This is a genomic window from Micromonospora sp. NPDC085948, assembly GCF_040686315.1.
In the GTDB taxonomy this organism is placed as follows: Bacteria; Actinomycetota; Actinomycetes; order Mycobacteriales; family Micromonosporaceae; genus Micromonospora.
This window is the reverse complement of sequence record NZ_JBFBJW010000016.1, coordinates 114,171-132,537: the sequence shown is the minus strand read 5'-3', so window position 1 is coordinate 132,537 and position 18,367 is coordinate 114,171. Positions and strand designations below refer to the sequence as shown.

At 72.1% G+C, this 18,367-nt stretch carries 18 protein-coding genes; 6 read left to right on the top strand and 12 right to left on the bottom strand.

Annotation, left to right across the window (positions count from 1 at the left end; all coding sequences use genetic code 11):
* Positions 1 to 61: 61 nt before the first annotated feature.
* Positions 62 to 760 carry an SDR family oxidoreductase gene (locus tag AB0O48_RS29955; RefSeq protein ID WP_357573019.1) on the bottom strand — a complete coding sequence of 233 codons (699 nt, stop codon included), beginning with the start codon at positions 758 to 760 and terminating at the stop codon, positions 62 to 64.
* 162 nt (positions 761 to 922) lie between these two features.
* On the opposite strand from AB0O48_RS29955, the gene htpG reads away from it, so the two are divergent.
* A complete protein-coding gene (gene htpG / locus AB0O48_RS29950) occupies positions 923 to 2,839 on the top strand; it encodes a molecular chaperone HtpG (protein ID WP_365069322.1) in 1,917 nt (638 codons plus the stop codon).
* 59 nt (positions 2,840 to 2,898) lie between these two features.
* On the opposite strand, the gene AB0O48_RS29945 is transcribed toward htpG, so the two are convergent.
* Positions 2,899 to 3,552: a response regulator transcription factor gene (locus AB0O48_RS29945; RefSeq protein ID WP_365069321.1), complete on the bottom strand. Its 654-nt coding sequence runs from the start codon at positions 3,550 to 3,552 to the stop codon at positions 2,899 to 2,901.
* 46 nt (positions 3,553 to 3,598) lie between these two features.
* A complete protein-coding gene (locus tag AB0O48_RS29940) occupies positions 3,599 to 4,759 on the bottom strand; it encodes a sensor histidine kinase (protein WP_365069320.1) in 1,161 nt (386 codons plus the stop codon).
* Positions 4,760 to 4,868: 109 nt separating this feature from the next.
* Here AB0O48_RS29940 and AB0O48_RS29935 point away from each other — a divergent pair, with 109 nt between their 5' ends.
* Positions 4,869 to 6,350 carry a nitrilase-related carbon-nitrogen hydrolase gene (locus AB0O48_RS29935; protein WP_365069319.1) on the top strand — a complete coding sequence of 494 codons (1,482 nt, stop codon included), beginning with the start codon at positions 4,869 to 4,871 and terminating at the stop codon, positions 6,348 to 6,350.
* Here AB0O48_RS29935 and AB0O48_RS29930 read toward each other — a convergent pair.
* Both AB0O48_RS29930 and AB0O48_RS29925 read right to left on the bottom strand, forming a co-directional pair.
* A complete protein-coding gene (locus tag AB0O48_RS29930) occupies positions 6,295 to 6,987 on the bottom strand; it encodes a nitroreductase family protein (RefSeq protein ID WP_357239360.1) in 693 nt (230 codons plus the stop codon). The genes AB0O48_RS29935 and AB0O48_RS29930 overlap by 56 nt on opposite strands.
* Complete coding sequence (locus AB0O48_RS29925; protein WP_357239357.1) at positions 6,984 to 7,319, bottom strand: helix-turn-helix domain-containing protein; 336 nt, start codon at positions 7,317 to 7,319, stop codon at positions 6,984 to 6,986. Before AB0O48_RS29925 ends, AB0O48_RS29930 begins: the two co-directional genes overlap by 4 nt.
* Positions 7,320 to 7,384: 65 nt before the next feature.
* On the opposite strand from AB0O48_RS29925, the gene AB0O48_RS29920 reads away from it, so the two are divergent.
* Positions 7,385 to 8,047 carry a ThuA domain-containing protein gene (locus AB0O48_RS29920; RefSeq protein WP_357239354.1) on the top strand — a complete coding sequence of 221 codons (663 nt, stop codon included), beginning with the start codon at positions 7,385 to 7,387 and terminating at the stop codon, positions 8,045 to 8,047.
* Positions 8,048 to 8,153: 106 nt separating this feature from the next.
* Here AB0O48_RS29920 and AB0O48_RS29915 read toward each other — a convergent pair whose 3' ends face one another.
* From AB0O48_RS29915 to AB0O48_RS29905, 3 genes are all read right to left on the bottom strand, one after another.
* On the bottom strand, positions 8,154 to 8,516 hold the full coding sequence (locus AB0O48_RS29915) for a hypothetical protein (protein WP_357239351.1): 363 nt from the start codon (positions 8,514 to 8,516) through the stop codon (positions 8,154 to 8,156).
* Positions 8,517 to 8,639: 123 nt separating this feature from the next.
* Positions 8,640 to 9,827, bottom strand: coding sequence for a DNA polymerase IV (gene dinB / locus AB0O48_RS29910; RefSeq protein WP_357573013.1), 1,188 nt, complete (start codon positions 9,825 to 9,827; stop codon positions 8,640 to 8,642).
* A 58-nt stretch (positions 9,828 to 9,885) separates the two neighbouring features.
* On the bottom strand, positions 9,886 to 10,323 hold the full coding sequence (locus tag AB0O48_RS29905) for a VOC family protein (protein WP_357239345.1): 438 nt from the start codon (positions 10,321 to 10,323) through the stop codon (positions 9,886 to 9,888).
* A 95-nt stretch (positions 10,324 to 10,418) separates the two neighbouring features.
* On the opposite strand from AB0O48_RS29905, the gene AB0O48_RS29900 reads away from it, so the two are divergent.
* On the top strand, positions 10,419 to 11,393 hold the full coding sequence (locus AB0O48_RS29900) for a YafY family protein (RefSeq protein WP_357573012.1): 975 nt from the start codon (positions 10,419 to 10,421) through the stop codon (positions 11,391 to 11,393).
* On the opposite strand, the gene AB0O48_RS29895 is transcribed toward AB0O48_RS29900, so the two are convergent.
* The 4 genes from AB0O48_RS29895 to AB0O48_RS29880 all read right to left on the bottom strand — a co-directional run bounded on the left by AB0O48_RS29895 (position 11,288) and on the right by AB0O48_RS29880 (position 15,418).
* Positions 11,288 to 11,890 (bottom strand): GNAT family N-acetyltransferase, encoded by a 603-nt coding sequence (locus AB0O48_RS29895; protein ID WP_365069318.1) that lies wholly within the window; start codon positions 11,888 to 11,890, stop codon positions 11,288 to 11,290. The genes AB0O48_RS29900 and AB0O48_RS29895 overlap by 106 nt on opposite strands.
* On the bottom strand, positions 11,887 to 12,468 hold the full coding sequence (locus tag AB0O48_RS29890; protein WP_357239336.1) for an N-acetyltransferase: 582 nt from the start codon (positions 12,466 to 12,468) through the stop codon (positions 11,887 to 11,889). Before AB0O48_RS29890 ends, AB0O48_RS29895 begins: the two co-directional genes overlap by 4 nt.
* Before the next feature lie 159 nt (positions 12,469 to 12,627).
* Entirely contained in the window at positions 12,628 to 14,202 is a 1,575-nt protein-coding gene (locus AB0O48_RS29885; protein WP_357572685.1) for an FMN-binding glutamate synthase family protein, read from the bottom strand.
* Positions 14,203 to 14,308: 106 nt separating this feature from the next.
* Positions 14,309 to 15,418: an N-acetylmuramoyl-L-alanine amidase gene (locus AB0O48_RS29880; protein WP_357239330.1), complete on the bottom strand. Its 1,110-nt coding sequence runs from the start codon at positions 15,416 to 15,418 to the stop codon at positions 14,309 to 14,311.
* 232 nt (positions 15,419 to 15,650) lie between these two features.
* On the opposite strand from AB0O48_RS29880, the gene AB0O48_RS29875 reads away from it, so the two are divergent.
* Both AB0O48_RS29875 and AB0O48_RS29870 read left to right on the top strand, forming a co-directional pair.
* Positions 15,651 to 16,781 carry a hypothetical protein gene (locus tag AB0O48_RS29875; protein ID WP_365069317.1) on the top strand — a complete coding sequence of 377 codons (1,131 nt, stop codon included), beginning with the start codon at positions 15,651 to 15,653 and terminating at the stop codon, positions 16,779 to 16,781.
* 211 nt (positions 16,782 to 16,992) lie between these two features.
* Positions 16,993 to 18,321: an MFS transporter gene (locus AB0O48_RS29870; RefSeq protein ID WP_357572681.1), complete on the top strand. Its 1,329-nt coding sequence runs from the start codon at positions 16,993 to 16,995 to the stop codon at positions 18,319 to 18,321.
* The last annotated feature ends 46 nt before the right edge of the window (positions 18,322 to 18,367 follow it).

Genomic DNA, 18,367 nt, shown 5'->3' with positions numbered 1-18,367 from the left:
GCGTACCCGAGCAAAGGGGCCGCCACCGGTTGTCTCCGGTGGCGGCCCGTCGCGTCGTGGGTCAGGGGAGTTGCGGGTAGAGCGCGGCGACGCCGCCGGCCAGCCCGGCCTGCACCTGACGACTGAGGTCGTCGGCGAGGATCTCGTACGAGTCGGCCTCGATGCCGTCCACGCCGATCCGGGCGACCGTCGCCGGGTCGGACTTCGGGCCGGTGATGTCCGCGGCCATGTCGGTGTCCAGGTAGCCGACGTGCAGGCCGGCGACCCGGACGCCCCGCTCGGCCAGTTGGACGCGCAGCACGTTCGTCATCGCCCACTCGGCGGACTTGGCGGCGCTGTAGGCCGCGTGGGTCGGGGAGCCGAACCAGGACAGCACGGAGAGCACGTTGAGGATCGTTCCGCCGCCGTTGCCGGCGATCACCGGCGCGAAGGCCCGGATCGTCGACAGGGTGCCGACGTAGTGGGTCTCCAACTCCAGCCGGACGAGGTCCAGGTCGCCGTCGAGGAGGTCGGTCCGGGTGTCGATGCCGGCGTTGTTGATCAGCAGGTTCACGCCGCCGGCCAGCTCGGCGGCGGCGGCCACCGAGGCGGGGTCGGTGATGTCGAGGCGCACCGGCGTCACGCCGGGCAGGTCGACGCTGTCGGGGTTGCGGGCGCCGGCGTAGACGGTGGCGCCCCGGGCGAGGAGTTCGGCGGCCAGGTGTCGGCCGAGGCCACGGTTGGCGCCGGTGACGAGGGCGGTGCTTCCTGCGATCTTCATGGTGGTGACGCTATCCCACCTGACTTCTGTGTGCCAAAGTCAGCCATGTCACGCCGACGGCCCGTCCCGATCGGGAATACGACCGGGATGCGGTCACCACGCGGCCGGTGACGACTCGTATCCTTTCCGCGAACCTGCGCACGAGCCGAGAAGGGAGACGGTGTGAGCAATCAGGCCGAGACGTTGGAGTTCCAAGCCGAGGCGCGTCAGCTGCTTCAGTTGGTGGTCCACTCGATCTACTCGAACAAGGACGTCTTCCTGCGGGAACTCATCTCGAACGCGTCCGACGCGCTGGACAAGCTGAGGCTGGCCACGCTCGTCGACAAGGACCTCGTCGCCGACACCGACGACCTGCACGTCGCCCTGGAGATCGACCGGGACGCCCGTACCCTCACCGTGCGGGACAACGGCATCGGGATGACCCGCGACGAGGTGGTCGCGCTGATCGGCACCATCGCCAAGTCCGGCACCGCCGAGCTGCTGCGCCAGCTGCGCGAGTCCGCCGACACCCACGCCAAGCAGGACCTCATCGGCCAGTTCGGCGTCGGCTTCTACGCCGCGTTCATGGTCGCCGACCGGGTCACCCTGCTGACCCGCAAGGCCGGCGAGACCGGCGGCACCCGCTGGGAGTCCACCGGCGAGGGCACCTACTCGATCGAGGGAGTCGACGAGGCGCCGCAGGGCACCACGGTGACGCTGCACCTCAAGCCGGTCGACACCGAGGACAACCTGCACGACTACACCGCCGAGTGGACGATCCGCGAGATCGTCAAGCGCTACTCCGACTTCATCGCCTGGCCGATCCGGATGACCGTCGAGCGCCCCGGCACCGACGACGCCCCCGCCACCAGCGAGGTGCAGACGCTCAACTCGATGAAGGCGCTCTGGGCGCGGCCCCGCGACGAGGTCGACGCCACCGAGTACAACGAGTTCTACAAGCACGTCAGCCACGACTGGGCCGACCCGCTCGAGGTCGTGCACATGAAGGGCGAGGGCACCTTCGAGTACGAGGCGCTGCTGTTCCTGCCCAGCCACGCCCCGCTCGACCTGTTCTCCCCGCAGGGCCGCCGGGGCGTCCAGCTCTACGTCAAGCGCGTGTTCATCATGGACGACTGCGAGGCGTTGATCCCCACCTACCTGCGCTTCGTCAAGGGTGTGGTCGACGCGCACGACCTGTCGCTGAACATCTCCCGGGAGATCCTCCAGCAGGACCGGCAGATCCAGATCGTCCGTCGTCGCCTGGTCAAGAAGATCCTCTCCACGGTCAAGGACCTGAAGGCCAACCACGCCGAGCGCTACCGCACCTTCTGGACCGAGTTCGGCGCGGTGGTCAAGGAAGGGCTGATCGACGACACCGACAACCGGGACACCCTGCTGGACATCCTGTCGGTGGCCTCCACCCACGACCCGGCCGAGCCCACCGACCTGGCCGGCTACGTGTCGCGGATGAAGGACGGCCAGAGCGACATCTGGTACGCCACCGGCGAGTCGCGGGCCGCCATCGAGAACTCCCCGCACCTGGAGGCGTTCCGGGCCAAGGGCCACGAGGTGCTGCTGCTCACCGACCAGGTCGACGAGGTGTGGGTCGAGCGGGTCGGCACGTACGACGGCCGGACGCTGCGCTCGATCGCCAAGGGCGAGATCGACCTGGACACCGACGAGGAGAAGCAGCAGGCCGAGGCTGAGCGCGAGCAGCAGCGACAGGAGTTCGCCGCGCTGCTCGACTGGCTGGGCACCACCCTGACCGACAGTGTCCGGGAGGTCCGCCTGTCGTCGCGGCTGACCACCTCACCGGCCTGCGTCGTCGGCGACGCCCACGACCTCACTCCGACCCTGGAGAAGATGTACCGGGCGATGGGGCACGAGATCCCCGCGACCAAGCGGATCCTGGAGATCAACCCCGGCCACCCGCTCGTCTCCGGGCTGCGCAAGGCCCACGAGCAGGGCACCGATCCCACCGCCCTGACCGAGACCGCCGAGCTGCTCTACGGCCTGGCGGTGCTCGCCGAGGGCGGTGAGCTGACCGACCCGGCCCGCTTCACCCGGACGCTCGCCGACCGGCTGGCGCGCACCCTGTAACCGGCGTCACCCCTCCGGCCGGCGGGCCTCCCGCACCGCGGACCCGCCGGCCGGTCACGTCAGTGGCCGGGGATCACCAGACCGGACTCGTAGGCGACCATCACCGCCTGGGCACGGTCACGCAGGTTCAGTTTGGCGAACAGGTTGCCGACGTGCGTCTTCACCGTGTGCTCGCTCAGGTGGTGGTGAGCGGCGATCTCGGCGTTGGACAGGCCGGCCGCGATCAGGCGCAGGACGTCCGTCTCGCGAGCGGTCAGGGCGGTCACCGCCGCTGCCCGGGCCGGATCCGGGTGACCGCGCCGGTGCAGCTCGCCGATCACCCGGGCGGTGACGCCGGGGGCGAGCAACGCCTCGCCGGCGGCGACCACGCGGACCGCGTTCACCAACTCGGCTCGGGGAGCGTCCTTCAGCAGGAAGCCGCTGGCCCCGGCCCGCAGCGCCGCGTACAGGTAGTCGTCGGTGTCGAACATGGTCAGGGCGAGGACCCGGCTCGGCGTACGGGCGCACACCTGGCGGGTCGCGGCGACGCCGTCGAGGACGGGCATCCGCATGTCCATCAGGACGACGTCGGGTCGGTGGTCGAGGGCGGCACGCACGGCGCCCGCACCGTCGGCGGCCTCGGCGACCACCTCGATGTCCGGCTCGGCCCCGAGGATCGTCGCGAACCCGGCCCGGAACAGGTCCTGGTCGTCGACGAGCACGACACGCAGCATCAGCACCACCCCGGCGTCGGGTGCCGGGCGGCGGCGACTGCCCCCATCAGGCCACCGCCGGTGCCCGCATCGGCAGGGTGGCGGTGACGGTGAAGCCGTGGCCGTCCGCGGCGGGACCGGCGTGCAGGGTTCCGCCGCAGGCCTGGGCGCGCTCGCGCATGCCGAGGATCCCGTAGCCCGGCCCCTCCGCGCCGGCGACCCGGCCGCCGTGGCCGTCATCCGTGATCGACACGGTCAACTCCCGCGCGCTGGCGGTCAGCAGGACGCGGACCGATGCTGCCCCGGCATGGCGAACCACATTGGTCAGGGACTCCTGCACGATCCGGTAGGCGGCGACCCCGACGTCCGCGGGCGGCTCGACAAGCACCACACCGGCCTGCCCGGCCGGCGGCGTGGGCCGCGCTCCGTCGACGGTCTCCGCCGGTCCGGACGCGACGGTGAGGACGGCGTCCAGCCCGGTGGCACGCACGCGTGCGACGAGGGCGGTGAGGTGCGCCAGGCCCGGCTGGTCGAGTGGGTGGTCGGCGGGTTCGCGCAGGCCGCCGACCGCACGGCGGAGTTGGACGACCGCGTCCCGGCCGGTGGCGGCGATCGTGGCGAACGTGGCGTCGGCGCGGTCCGGGTGCGGCCGGACCAGCAGCGGCCCCGCCTCCGCCTGGACGATCATGACACCGACCGCGTGGGTGAGGATGTCGTGCAGGTCGTGGGCGATGCGGGCGCGTTCGCGCAGCACGGCCGCCGCCCGCTCACCAGCGACACGACGGTCGCGTTCGGCGAGGGCGGTGGCCTGGGTACGGCGGGCGCGGGTGCTGGTGCCCAGGGCGTACGCGAAGAGGTAGGCGACCGACAGGTACCGCAGCACCTCCACGTCCGGGTGTGGATGGAGCAGCGACACCACCAGCCCGGCCGCGGTGAGCACGAGGCCGAGCAGGCGGATCGGCAGGGAGGACCGCGCCGCGAACGTGTAGAGGCAGACGAGCGGACCGACCGGCAGCAGCGGGGGTGCGCCGAGCGCGGCCGAGACGGTCGTGGCGACGCCCACGACGACGGCGACGGCAACCAGCGCGCGGTCGCGCCACAGCACCGGGACGGACGACAGGACCGCGAGGGGCAGCACCCACCAGGCGCGTGGTCCGCCGGCCAGCGCGGGCAGCACGGTCGCGGCGACGGCGGCCACGGTGACGGCGAGATTGACGTACCGCTTCACGTCGGCAGTATCGTCCGGCCCGGCGCTCCCGCGCCTCCCTCCACGGGACCAGATCGCACCCGGTCCGTACGGCGATCCGCCCCCGCCGCTCCGGCCGCACGATCGACGCATGATGACGATCGTCGCCGCGCTGCTCAGCGGCCTGCTCTGGCTCGGTGGTACCGGGCTGCACCCCGTCGCCGCGCTGACCTGGCTCGCCCCGATTCCGCTGCTCCTCGCCTCGCTGCGGGTAGGCCCGCGGACCGCGCTCGGCGCGACGATCCTCGGCTGGTCGATCGGCCAGCTCGGCATGGTGGGGTACTACCTCGACACCCTGCGCCTACCGGTCCCCGGGGTGGCCGGTGTGCTCGGCCTCGGCCTCGGCCTGGCGGGCGGCACGGTCCTGCTCGCCCGGGAGGTGCTGCTGCGCGGGCGGACCGTGACCGCCGTCCTCACCGTGCCGTCCCTCTGGGTGCTGGGCGAGTACGCCGCGTCCCACCTGTTCCCGCACGGCGCGTGGTGGAGCCTCGCCTACACGCAGGCCGACGTCCGTCCGGTCATCCAGGTGACCGCCCTCACCGGCGTCTGGGGCGTCACCTACCTGCTGCTCGCCGTCCCGATCGCCCTCGCCGCACTGCTCGGCGGCGCACGACCGACCCGCGGCGGCCGGCGCGACAGTCCACGCCCCGCCCTCGCCTGCCGGCGCGACAGTCCACGCCCCGCCCTCGCGTGCCTGCTCGCTTTCCTGGTCGGCGTCGGCACGTGGTCGGCCTGGTCGCTGCACCGGTCCCCGGAGCGGGCCGCGCCGCTGACCGTCGGCCTGGTCGCCCTGCGGCAGCCCGAGGACGGACTCCCGATCGACGAGCCGGTCGGCCGGGACCTGCTCGCCCGCTACGGTGCGCGGGTCGCGGGCCTGGTCGATCGGGGGGCACGCGTCGTCGTGCTGCCGGAGAAGGTGTTCGCGGTGACGGATACGACGTTGCCCCTGCTCGTGGACGCGCTGCGGCAGACCGGGGCTCAGGTCGTCGTCGGCGCGGTGCTGCGGCGGGCTGGCACGGCGAGCAACGTCGCGCTGGTGCTGGACCCGTCCGGAGCGATCACCACGTACGACAAACAGCACCTGATCCCGGGCCTGGAGGAGTGGCTGACGCCTGGTGACGACGAGGTGATCGTGCAGGGGCGGTTCGGCGTCGCGATCTGCAAGGACCTGGACTACCCCGACCTGGTCCGGCGGTATCGGGCGGCCGGCGCGTCGGTGCTGCTCGTTCCCGCCCTGGACTTCACCTCCGACGGCTGGCTGCACAGCCGCATCGCCCTGGTTCGGGGTGTGGAGAACGGGCTCACCGTGGTCCGCGCCGCCGTGTCCGGCCGGCTGACGGTTTCCGACGCCGGTGGCAGGCTGTGGGGTGAGGACCGGGCCGGTGACGCGGAGTTGCTGGTCGCCAGCGCTCCGACCAGGGGATGGGGCACGGTCTATTCGCGTACCGGAGACTGGTTCCCGTTGCTGTCCGTGGCCCTGTTGGTCGTCGCGGTCGGTGGCGCGCGGCGGCGGTCCGCTACCAGCGGTTCCAGTGGGCGAACCCGTCCGCGTCGGCCCGCGGACCGGGCTTGAAGTCCGTGCCCAGGGTATATGCCACCGGCGTGAGCGCCACCTGCACGACGGTGTCGTAGGGGATGCCGAGCAGGTCGGCCATCTCCTGTTCGTAGCTGAGATGGCTCGTGGTCCACGCGGTGCCGAGCCCGCGTTCCCGGGCGGCCAGCATGAAACTCCAGAACGCCGGGATGACCGAACCCCAGGCCCCGGCCTGCCCGCGCGCCGTGGCCAACTCGGCGCGGGACTCGACCCGCAGACAGGGGATGAGCAGCAACGGGACCTCGTGCAGGTGGTCCGCGAGGTGTTGCAGGCTGCCGGCGATCCGGCCCCACTGCTCGGAGGCGAAGTTCATCCGACTGAAGGCCGGCCCGGTGCCGCCCGACGCCGGTGGCGGCGTCATCAGGCCGAGTCGCCACAGTCGGGCGACGGCCGCCCGGGTCTGCGGATCCTCGACGAAGATGAAGTCCCAGCGCTGCCGGTTGCGGCCGCTGGGTGCCTGGAGCGCGATACGCAGGCAGTCCTCGATCACGTCACGGGGGACGGGGCGTCCCAGGTCGAGACGCTTGCGGACGGCGCGGGTCGTGCTCAGGACCTCGTCGGCGGACAGGCCCAGGGTTGGCGGTCCGCTCCGCCCGGCCGGTCCGGTGTCGCTCATGCGGGGACTCCCACTCGTTGGGGTACGTCGAGGTTGGCGATGATCGCGGCAAGGAGACCGGGAAACCGGTCATTGATCTCATCGGCACGCAGTTCGTGCCGGCGGAAGCTGCCGTTCGGCATGACGCGGAGGACGCCGGCTGCCCGCAGCACCTTCAGGTGGTGCGACAGCGTGGAGATGCTCACCTCGGACAACGCGTCGAATTGTCCGCAGACGACGCCACCGGCCTGCGCCAGCTGTCGTACGACACTCAGGCGCACCGGGTCGGCGAGGGCGCCGAGCACGGTGGCGAGGTCGACCGAGGCGAGATCGGGATGATGGAGGGCTCTCATGGACGCCATGCTAGCTTTGGTTTCGTGATTTCGAAAATCGTCCAAATGATGAGCGGAGCATGATCATGTCGATTGACACGGTGATCTTCAGCGGGGAGGGACCGCACGCCGATCCCTGGCATCCGTTGGCGGAGACCAGCGCGGCGATCGCCAAACTCGTCGGCGACGCGGGCCAGGTGGCGATCGTGACCACCGTCGACCACCTCGCGGCCGCACTCGACGGCGCCCGCCTGCTCGTGGTGAACGCCAGCGCCGACCGCACGGCCCCGATCCCGGAGGACGAGGAATTCGGCCGGGTCCTCGACGACTTCCTGGCCGGTGGCGGCAGCCTGCTCGCGCTGCACAGCGCGACGATCGCGTTTCCCCAGCTCGCGACCTGGCGGTCCACGGTCGGCGCCGCCTGGGACCACGGCCGGACCTTCCACCCGCCGATCGGGTCGAGCCTCATCCGACGCACCGACGTCGCGCACCCGATCACCGCCGGTCTCGCGGACTTCGAGGTGCACGACGAGCGCTACACCGACCTGGAGTTGATCGACGGCGTCGACGTCGAGACTCTCTACGTCCACGACGAGGGGGGCGCCACCCACCCACTGGTCTGGGCGCGCACGGTCGGGAGCAGCCGGATCGTCTACGACGCACTCGGTCACGACGCCCGGTCGTACGAGTCGCCGGCGCACGTGGAGTTGCTGCGCCGCAGCACGGCGTGGCTGCGCCACGAGAGCTGAGCAGCGTGGCTGCGCTGTCACTGCCGAACGCTCGGCCGGGTCACCGGCCGAGCGTTCGTGCGTGTGGTGTGCTCAGCCCGAGCGTCGTACCCCTTGGGTGCCGCGGTCACGCAGCGGAGGCGGACGCCTTCGACCCGCGGTGCGACGCGGCCGGGCCGGCATTCCAACCCCATCGGGGGGCCGGTGCGGCGCTCTCCCCGGACCAGCCCGTCCCGCCCTCGTCGCCGTCGATGGTCATCTCGACCGCGTTCGGGGTGCTGCGGGCCAGTCGCAGCGACTGCTCGGCGCCGTTGCGGGCCGCGCACGGCCAGGACTGCCCGGCGCACTGGAGGTTGCGGCAGTGACCCTCGTCGTCCGGCTCGTGGGCGCTCAGCACGTCGATCGCCAGCTGCCACAGCAGAGGATCGGTCACGTCGTGCGGGCGCTCGGCGCGGCGACTCGGTCGGTTGCTGGTGTCGTCGTCGGACATTGTGGGTCCCCCCTTGTCAGGCTGTACCCCACAAGGGTCACCCGTCAGCCGTGGGTTAAACCGCCGACCTGCTGTGATGTGTCTCCGGTCGCAGCGGTCGCCGGGACGCGGCACGCAGATCGGTCAATCCGGCAGCAGTGGCATCTCCACTCCCGGGTCCCGGCCGAGCAGCACCGCGCGGGTGAGTGCCGCCGATCCGAACCGGTCGCGGACCGCGTCCACCGCGGCATCCAGCTCGGCGCCCGGGTCGCGGTGGAACGGCAGCTCCGGCTGCACCGGACTGTCGTCCAGATTGCCCACCGAGACACCGATCAATGTCACACCACGGCGATCGATCTCGGTCAGTGCGGCCCGAAGCAGTGCCCGCGCGGCGGCGAGCAGCGGCGTCGTGTCGGCCGTCGCCTTGCCCACGGTGTGCGAGCGGGTCGCCCGGGTGTAGTCGCCGAAACGTAGCCGCAGCATCACCGTGCGTCCGGCCCGCCCCGCCGCCCGCATCCGCCGGGAGACCCGATCGACCAGGCCGGCGAGGATGGCATCCAACTCCGCCGGGGCATGCGGGGTACGGCTCAGCGCGTGCTGCGCGCCCATCGAACCGCGTCGGCGCCCGACCTGCACCGAGCGGGGGTCGCGGTTGTGCGCCAACGCGTGCAGGTGCCGCCCGGCGCCCGACCCGAGCAGGGACACCAACGCGGCCTCGCCCAGTCGGGCCACCTCGCCGACGGTACGGATCCGGTGCTCGCGCAACTTCGCCGAGGTGACCGGGCCGACGCCCCACAACCGCTCGACCGGCAGCGGGTGCAGGAACGCCAACTCGGCGTCCGGTGCGACCACCAGCAGCCCGTCCGGTTTCGCCACCCCACTGGCCACCTTCGCCAGGAACTTCGTGCGGGCCACCCCCACCGTGATCGGCAGGCGGACTCGTGCCCGGACCTCCTGGCGCAGCCGCTCGGCGATCTCGGCCGGTGGCCCGACCAGCCGCCACAGGCCTCCCACGTCCAGGAACGCCTCGTCGATGGAGAGCCCTTCGACCAGCGGTGTGGTCTGTCGGAAGATCTCGAAGACCGCGCGGCTCGCCTCCGTGTACGCCGACATCCGGGGCGGCACCACGATCGCGTCGGGACACAGCCGGCGCGCCTGCTGGCCGCCCATCGCGCTGCGTACGCCCCGTGCCTTCGCCTCGTAGCTGGCCGCGAGGACCACGCCTCCGCCGACGATGACCGGCCGCCCGCGCAGGCGCGGGTCGTCACGCTGCTCGACCGACGCGTAGAACGCGTCCAGGTCGGCATGCAGGATGTGGGCGCCGGACGACACGTACACATGTTCGCATGGCGTCCGGCGGCGACGGCGGTGAGCTGGGTGAACGCCCGGTTCAGTCCAGGCAGAACTCGTTGCCCTCGGGGTCGGCCATGATGAGGTGACCGGCGCCCAGCGGGGGAGCGGGCTCGTGCCGATCGAGCCGGGTGGCGCCGTGCGCGACGAGCCGATCCGCCTCCTCCTCCAGGGCCGCCATCCGCTCGTCGCCCGCCAGGCCGGGCGCGGCCCGCACATCGACGTGTACGCGGTTCTTGACCCGCTTGGGCTCCGGCACTTTCTGGAAGAACAGCCGAGGCCCCGAGCCGTCGGGGTCGACCACCGCGGACGCGTCGTTGCGGTGCTCCGGCGGCACTCCCATCGCTTCGAGCGCCTGGTCCCACGTTTCGAAGTCTCCGGGTGGCGCCTGCACCTGGTAGCGGAGGGCCTCGGCCCAGAACGTCGCGAGCGCCGCCGGATCGGCACAGTCGAACGTGATCTGTATGTCGCGGGCCATGTCAGCTCCTTGTGTCCTTGTCTGGTCGGTCATGATCTGTAGCCTCTCGCGGATAGCGGACAGGATCGTTCCGCTATCCGTGCAACGATCGGCGCATGCGTGTCGAGGCGACCACCGAGCGGGTCCTTCGGCTGTTGGCGCTGCTGCAACGGCGGCCATCCTGGACGGCCGCCGAGCTCGCCGCCGAGCTGGGGGTCACCAGCCGTTGTGTGCGCCGTGACGTGCAGCGTCTGCGTGTGCTGGGCTACCCCGTGTACGCGACGGCGGGCGTCGGCGGCGGCTACCAACTCGGCGCGGGCACCCGGCTGCCGCCGCTGCTCCTGGACGACGAGGAGGCGATCGCGACTGCGGTCTCCCTGCGGCTGGCCTCGGGCGGCACGGTCGCCGGGGCGGGCGAGGCGGCGTTGCGGGCGCTCGCGAAGCTCGACCAGGTGATGCCGTCGCGGCTGCGCGCCGAGGTGCGGGCCGTGCACGGCGCCACGGAGACACTCATCGGTCCGGTGGCCGCGATCGACGCGGAGTTACTGGTGACTCTCGCACGGGCCTGTCGTGACGCCGTGCGGGTCCGGTTCAGCTACACCGCCCGCGACGGCGGGCAGGAGGAGCGGACGGTCGAGCCGGTCCGGATGGTCACGACGGGTCGCCGCTGGTATCTGATGGCCTGGGACGTCGACCGCGACGACTGGCGTACGTTCCGCCTGGACCGGATGGGTGCCGCGGTGGCGACGACCTGGCGGTTCCGGGCGCGCGAACACCCGGATCCGGTCGCCTTCGTGCAACAGTCGGTGACCGGGGCGCCGTACCGGTACGTGGCCCGAGCGCGGGTGCACGCCCCGCCCGACCGGGTGCGGGCGTTGGTGCCGCCCCAGGTGGGGCGTGTCGAGGACGACCGCGACGGGTGGTGTGTGCTGGTCGTGGGCGGCGAGAGCCTGGACTGGCTGGCCGCGCACCTCGCACGCCTGGACTACGAGGTGGAGGTGTTGGAGCCGCCGGAGCTGCGCGAGGCCGCCGGCCTGCTGGCCCGCCGCCTCGCGGCGATGGCCGGGACGGTGTCGGAGCGCAGCGCGTAGTGGCGCAGCGACACCGGGCTGCCGTCCGGGGCGGTCCACGGTGCGGTGCTGGTGCCGGTGCAGCGCCACCCGGTGCGCTCGTAGAGGGCGGTGGCCGCGGCGTCGTCGCAGGTCACGTCGAGCACCAGATCGATTCCGCGGGCGTTCGCCCACTGGCGTGCCCGCGCCAGTAGTGCGCTGCCCAGCGCCAGCCCTCGGGCGCCCGGCACCACGAAGAGACGCGCGAGGGCGGCCGTCGGTCGGGCCGGCGGCCCGGTCGCCGGGCCGGGCAGCCGGTGTACCGAGACGTGCCCGACAATTGCGCCGTCGGCGTCTTCGGCGGTGGCGTCAGCCGCGATGGCGACCCAGGCGCGCGCCGGGTGTGGTTCGCGCAGCCAGCGGTGCGGGTCGGTGGGCCAGTTCAGCGGGTACCTGTCGACCCGGTGGACCTCGGCGAGCGCAGCGACACATCCGTCGAGGTCGGTGGCGCGCCGCCGGCGGATCCGCGGTGGGATCACAGGTCGTCGAACGGGGACGCGTAGCGGAACTCGCCCCGGATCGACTCGCGCCAGGCGTTCATCGGTCGGGCCATGAAGTATCGCGGCCCCCATGGTTGGGGCGGGGTGACGCCCAGCTCGACGGCCGGCCGGAACCCGAAGCGTGGGTAGTAGTCGGGGTGCCCGAGCAGCACGACGAGCGGCTCGTCACGGGCGTCGGCCGCGCCGAGCACCGCGTGCATCAACGCGCTGCCGACGCCGCGCCGCTGCCATTCCGGCAGCACCCCGAGCGGCCCCAGGCCCAACGCGACCGGCTCACCGGCCACCCGGCCGCGGGTGGCCACCACGTGCCCCACCACCCGGCCGTCCGAATCGGTCGCCACCAGGGAGTACGCGGGCAGCCAGCCCTCGTCGGCGCGCAGCGCGTCGACAAGCGTCGCCTCGACGGGCGTGGCCTGGGTGGGCGTGGCCTGGGTGGGCGTGGCCTGGTCGGGCGTTGCCTCGACCGCCGCGCCGTCGCCCGTGGCCTTGGCGAAGGCGGCGGCATGTACCGCCCGGATGGCATCGACGTCGGCGGACGTCTCGCGTCTGATCAGCACCGCGCCACGATACGGGCACACCAGACAATGACTCCACGCCTTTACCCCCACCCCGCCCCGCCCGCGCCGATCTTGCAGTTTCGGTCGCCGATATGCCTAGAGTGCCGCTGTTTGTCGCGACGGTAAGTGCAAGATCGGCGCGGGCGGGGTGGGCGCGGCTCAGCCGACGGCGGTGGCCGAGGGCGGGGCGCTGCCGCCCCTGGGCGCCTCGGGGGCCATCAGCCGAATGATCTCCGCCTGGTCGGTCGGCGAGGGCATCCCCCAGTCCGGCTGGTAGCCGTACACCTCGTGCAGTGGGGTGGAGCCGGTGCGGCCGTCCAGGATCTCCACGGCGTCCGTGCCGATCAGGCCGGGGTGTTCCACCCCGCAGGCCTCGGCGACCTTGGTGAGGTCGCGGCGCAACGTCCGCAGGTAGTTTGCCGCCCGGACCGACTTCAGCGTCGGGTCCAGGCCTCGGGCCAGCCAGGCGTTCTGCGTCGCCACGCCGGTGGGGCAGGTGTCGGTGTGGCACTTCTGGGCCTGGATGCAGCCGATCGACAGCATCGCCTCCCGACCCACGTTGACCATGTCGCAGCCGAGCGCGAACGCCACGACGGCGTTGTCCGGCAGGCCGAGTTTGCCGGCGCCGACGAAGACCACCCGCTCGTGCAGATCGTGTTCGGCGAAGACCTTGTAGACCCGGGAGAAGCCCTGCTGGAACGGGAGCGACACGGAGTCGCTGAAGATCAGCGGCGCGGCACCGGTGCCGCCCTCGCCGCCGTCGATCGTCACGAAGTCGACGCCCCGGCCGGTGTCGCGCATCAGGGTGGCCAGCTCCTGCCAGAAACCGAGGTCGCCGACCGCCGACTTGATGCCGACCGGGAGGCCCGTCTCGGCGGCCAACAGTTCCACCCAGTCGAGCAGGCTGTCACAGTCGGAGAACTCGGCGTGCCGGGAGGGGCTGACGCAGTCCTCACCAGCCGGGATGCCCCGGGTGGCGGCGATCTCGGCGGACACCTTCGCCCCGGGCAGCAGCCCACCGAGACTCGGCTTGGCGCCCTGGCTCAGCTTGATCTCCAAGGCCCGCACGGGCGCGCCGGCGACCAGGTCCTTCAGTCTGTCCAGGCTGAACCGGCCGTGCTCGTCGCGGCAGCCGAAGTACGCCGTGCCGAGTTGGAAGACCAACTCCCCGCCGTTGCGGTGGTACGGCGACAGGCCGCCCTCGCCGGTGTTCTGTAGGCAACCGGCGAGCGCGGCCCCCTTGTTCAGCGCGGTGATGGCGTTGCCGGAGAGCGAGCCGAAGCTCATCCCGGAGATGTTGACCACCGACTCCGGGCGGAAGGCGCGGGCTCGCCCCCGGGCCGCGCCGAGCACCTTCGCGCAGGGCAACCGCACGTCGTGCCCGGCGGTCGGGGTGGACGGCGGCACCGCCCGGCCGAACGTGCGGTGCTTGATGATCGGGTAACCGCGGGTGTGTTCGATGTCGTTGTCCGTGCCGAAGCCGAAGTAGTTGTTCTCCTGCTTCGCCGACGCGTACACCCAGCGGCGCTGGTCACGGGTGAACGGCCGCTCCTCGTCGTTGCCGGCCACGATGTACTGCCGAAGCTCCGGCCCGATCGCCTCCAACAGGTACCGGGCGCGGCCGAGCACCGGGAAGTTGCGCAGCAACGCGTGGTCGCGCTGGATCAGATCCCGCGCGGCGAGCGCCGCGACGGCGGTGGCGACGGCGGGTACGGCTCGACGGGCCCATCTCATACCGGCAGTCTTTCCGGCCACGCCGTGCGCCAAACCGCCCGGCCGCAGCAACGCGCTGGTGGCAGCCCGGGTGGCGGTGCGGGAGTACCCGCACCGCCACCACCGCTCAGCGGTGCTGGAACGACTGGCGGACCGACCCGCCGACGACCGCGCACCACGTGCTCGTGCTGAGCTTGCCGTTGCGGGGAAGCCCGTGCAGCGCCTGCAGGTCCTGCACGGCTGCCCGGGTGGCGTGGTCGTACGCCCCGGTCGCGGTGACCGCGTATCCCTTGGTGGCGAGGATCTCCTGCACCGCGGTGACCGGCGCGCCGGTGGCGTGCTGGTCGAGTTCCGGAGCGAGGGTCTCCCAGGTCGGCGTGGTGAGGGTGGCGTCCACGTCCACCGCAATGCCGTTTCGGGCCTGCCAGTCCTGCACGGCCGCCACGGTCGCGGCGTCGAACGTGCCGCTGACCGTCACCGCGTAGCCCCGGTGGGCGAGCAGGTGCTGCACCACCCGGACCGAGGGGGAATTGACGAAGCGCCACAGGTCCGGCCAGCGGCGCGCCGGCACGTCACCGAGCTTGGTGCCCAGGGCGGCGTGGACGCGTCGCCGCAGCTCGGGGAACTGCCGGTAGAACGCCGCCCCCGGGCACTCGGTGGTGCGGAAGTCCCAGTGGCCGAAGATGTCGTACGCGTGCAGCCCGTACTGCCGGCAGATGGCGACGCAGAGTGTGACCAGCGAGTCGGTCAGCGCCTTCGGCGGCGTCTCGGTGACGTACGTGCCCTCGTTCTCGATGCCGATGGCCCGGCCGTTCTCACCCGGGCAGTGGGCGGAGACCATCTGCCGGTCGCCGGCTTCGAGGCGCTCCAGGCTGCCCCGGCGGCCCTCCAGCACGTAGCCACCGCGGCTCACCGTGAAGTGCTGGCCGGTGTCCGACCAGCCGTTGCCGTCCATGTGCAGGTCCTGGCAGTCGTGGGCCAGCTTGACCGCCTGCTCGCGGGAGTAGTCCGTGACGTTCGGGAACGCCATGTGATGCACGATGATCTTGTTGGTGGCGATGGCGCTCACCGACAGCGGGTCCTTCGGCGGGCGGGCGGCCCACTCGTCACAGCTGATGATCCAGTCCAGGTCGGTGCCGGGCGCGGCCTGTGCCGTGGTGGGGAAGGCGAGTTCGCTCCCGACGACGGCGACCGTGGCGGCGCCGAGACCGGCGCGCAGCAGTGTCCGGCGGTCCACTTCGGAATGATCGACGTGCATTGACATCTCCTCCTGCGGCCGACGGCGGGGATGAAAAGTAGCTCCAGTGGCCGCACGCACTCCGGAGAATATTGCCAAGACTTGCTCGCGCGCTAGAGGGCGGAGCCCATGATCCAGCCGGTCGGGCCGTCAGCGGCAGGCGTTTCCCCACGCCGGGTCGAGGGTAGGTCGGGAACTGACCATCCCCGGCTGCGCGTAGAGGAATGACCAGATGAGTGACAACGTCAGCGACGCGGTGGGCGACGCCCTCCGCTCGGTGATGCTCTTCCTGCCCAAGGCCGTCGCCTTCCTGGCGATCCTGGTGGCTGGTTGGCTGATCGCCAAGGCTGTGTTGAAGATCGTGGAGAAGGTCCTGGAGCGGGTGGGCTTCGACCGCGCCGTCGAGCGCGGCGGCATCCGTCGGGCGCTGAGTCGCTCCCGGTACGACGCCAGCGACATCGTCGCGAAGCTCGTCTACTACGCGGTGCTGCTGTTCACCCTCCAGCTCGCCTTCGGCATCTGGGGGCCGAACCCGATCTCCGACCTGCTCGCCGCGGTGATCTCGTGGTTGCCCCGAGCCTTCGTCGCGATCGTCATCGTCGTGGTCGCCGCCGCCATCGCCAACGCCGTCAAGGACATCATCAGCGGCGCGCTCGGCGGACTGTCGTACGGCCGGGTGCTGGCCAACATCGCCTCGGTGTTCATTCTCGGTCTCGGCGTCATCGCCGCGCTGAACCAGATCGGGGTGGCCACCGCGGTCACCACGCCCGTGCTGATCGCCGTGCTGGCCACCGTCGGCGGGATCCTCGTCGTGGGTGTCGGTGGTGGCCTGATCCGTCCGATGCAGAGCCGCTGGGAGGGGTGGCTGAGCCGTGCGGAGCAGGAGTCGCAGGTGATCGCCTCGCACACCCGCGCCTACCGGGCCGGTCGCCGCGACGCCGAGGCCGAGCTGGCCCGGCGGTCGACCCCCACCGCCGACCCGGTCCGCCCGTCGAAGGCGGTCAGCGATCCGGAGGCCACCCAGGTGGTGACCGTGCCGGCCGATCCGCAGGTGGTGACCCGCCCGGCCGACCCGGAGGCCACGCAGATCGTGACCCGCCCGGCCGACCCGGAGGCTACGCAGATCGTGACCCGTTCGGCCGACCCGGAGGCGACCCAGATCGTGACCCGACCGGCCGACCTGGACACCGAGCGGTTGCCATCGGCGCGGACCGACGCCGACACCACCCAGGTGGTCAGCCGCGACGCCGACACCACCCAGGTCGTCGGCACCGGTGCCGGCGGCCCGGTTCCCGGACAGCGGGCCGGCGACGACAGCGAGACCACCACGGTCATCCCGCCGGTCGACCCGAACCGCCGCTGATTCGCCACGATGCCAGCGGGGTGGGGTCCGGAAGCGACCCCACCCCGCGGTGTCTCGCCCGGCACGCCGAAAGCGCTCGCCGACGCGGCGGGACGCGGCTAGCATCGCCGGCATGACCTGGCGACATTGATCCCGCACCGTAGGCCGAAACCGTGGGCCGCCACGGGCACCGCACGTCCGGTGTCCGTCTCCACTCCCACGGGAAGGCCTAATGATCCACATCGCCGCACGCGTGCCCGACCTGGCGGCCCGCCGGCTGACGATCACCCTCTACGGGTACGCGTTCCTCAGTGACCTCGTGCTGCTCTACCCGCTGTACGTGGTGTTCTTCGCCGACACCGGGCTGTCGGTGGGGCAGATCTCGTCGCTCTTCGTCGTCTGGTCGGCGGCCGGCATCCTGTTCGAGGTGCCCTCCGGCGCGTGGGCCGACGTGGTGTCCCGACGGCTGCTGCTGTGCCTCGCGCCGCTGGTGGCCGCCGCCGGTTTCGCGCTCTGGGTGTTGCTGCCGTCGTACCCGGCGTTCGCGGTCGGGTTCCTGCTCTGGGGCGCCGGCGGAGCGTTGGTCTCCGGTGCGCTGGAGGCGTTGGTGTGGACCGAGTTGGACCGGCTCGGCGCGGTCGACCGGTACGCCCGGGTGCTCGGGCGCGCGCGGACGGCGGGCGTGCTGGGCGTGGTGCTCTCCGGAGTGCTCGCCGGCCCGGTGCTCGCCGCCGGCGGATATCCGGCGGTCGGCGCGGCCAGCGTGCTGGCCTGCCTACTCGCCACGCTCGTCGCCGCCCGGATGCCGGAGCACCGCCCACCGGCCGCCGTGCCCGTCCCGGTCCCCGAGTCGGCGCTGGCCGCTCGGTCGGTGGGTGCCGCACCACTCCGACCGGACGAGCCGGACACCGTCCCACCCGCGAACCCGGACGACGATCGTGACCTGGGGTGGTGGGACACGCTGCGCGCCGGAGTGGCGCAGGTCCGCACCCATCCGCCGGTACGGGCCGCCGTGCTGCTGGTGGCGGTGGTCGCCGCCGACTGGGGTGCCCTGGACGAGTACACACCGCTGCTGGCCCTGGACACCGGCGTCGGGGCGCGGGCCGTACCCCTGCTGCTCCTGCTGCTCTGGGCCGGGGTGACAGTCGGCGGGCTGCTCGCCCCGGCGGGGGAGCGGCTGGGCCGCCGAGGGTACGCCGCACTGTTGGGGCTGGTCGGCGTCGCACTGGCCGGAGGTGCCCTGCTTCGGCACCCGGCGGGGTTCGTGCTGCTCGCGGTGGCCTTCGGCGCCGCGCAGTTGGCCACCGTGCTGGCCGACGCGCGGCTCCAGGCTCGGATCACGGGCACCAGCCGCGCCACCGTCACCTCCCTGGCCGGGATGGCCACCGACGTGCTGATCATCGTGACGTACGCCGTCTACGGTCTGCTCGCCACGGTGGCCGGCAATGCGGTGGCGTTCGCGCTGATCGCCGGGGCGTACCTCGTGATGCCGCTGGTGCTACTGACCCGCCGCCGGTCGCCTGCCGAACTCGCCCTCCGTGCCGGAAGTGCTGATGACTGAGAGTCGCAGTGATCTGAGACACCGTCACGTACGGTTATGTCGGGAG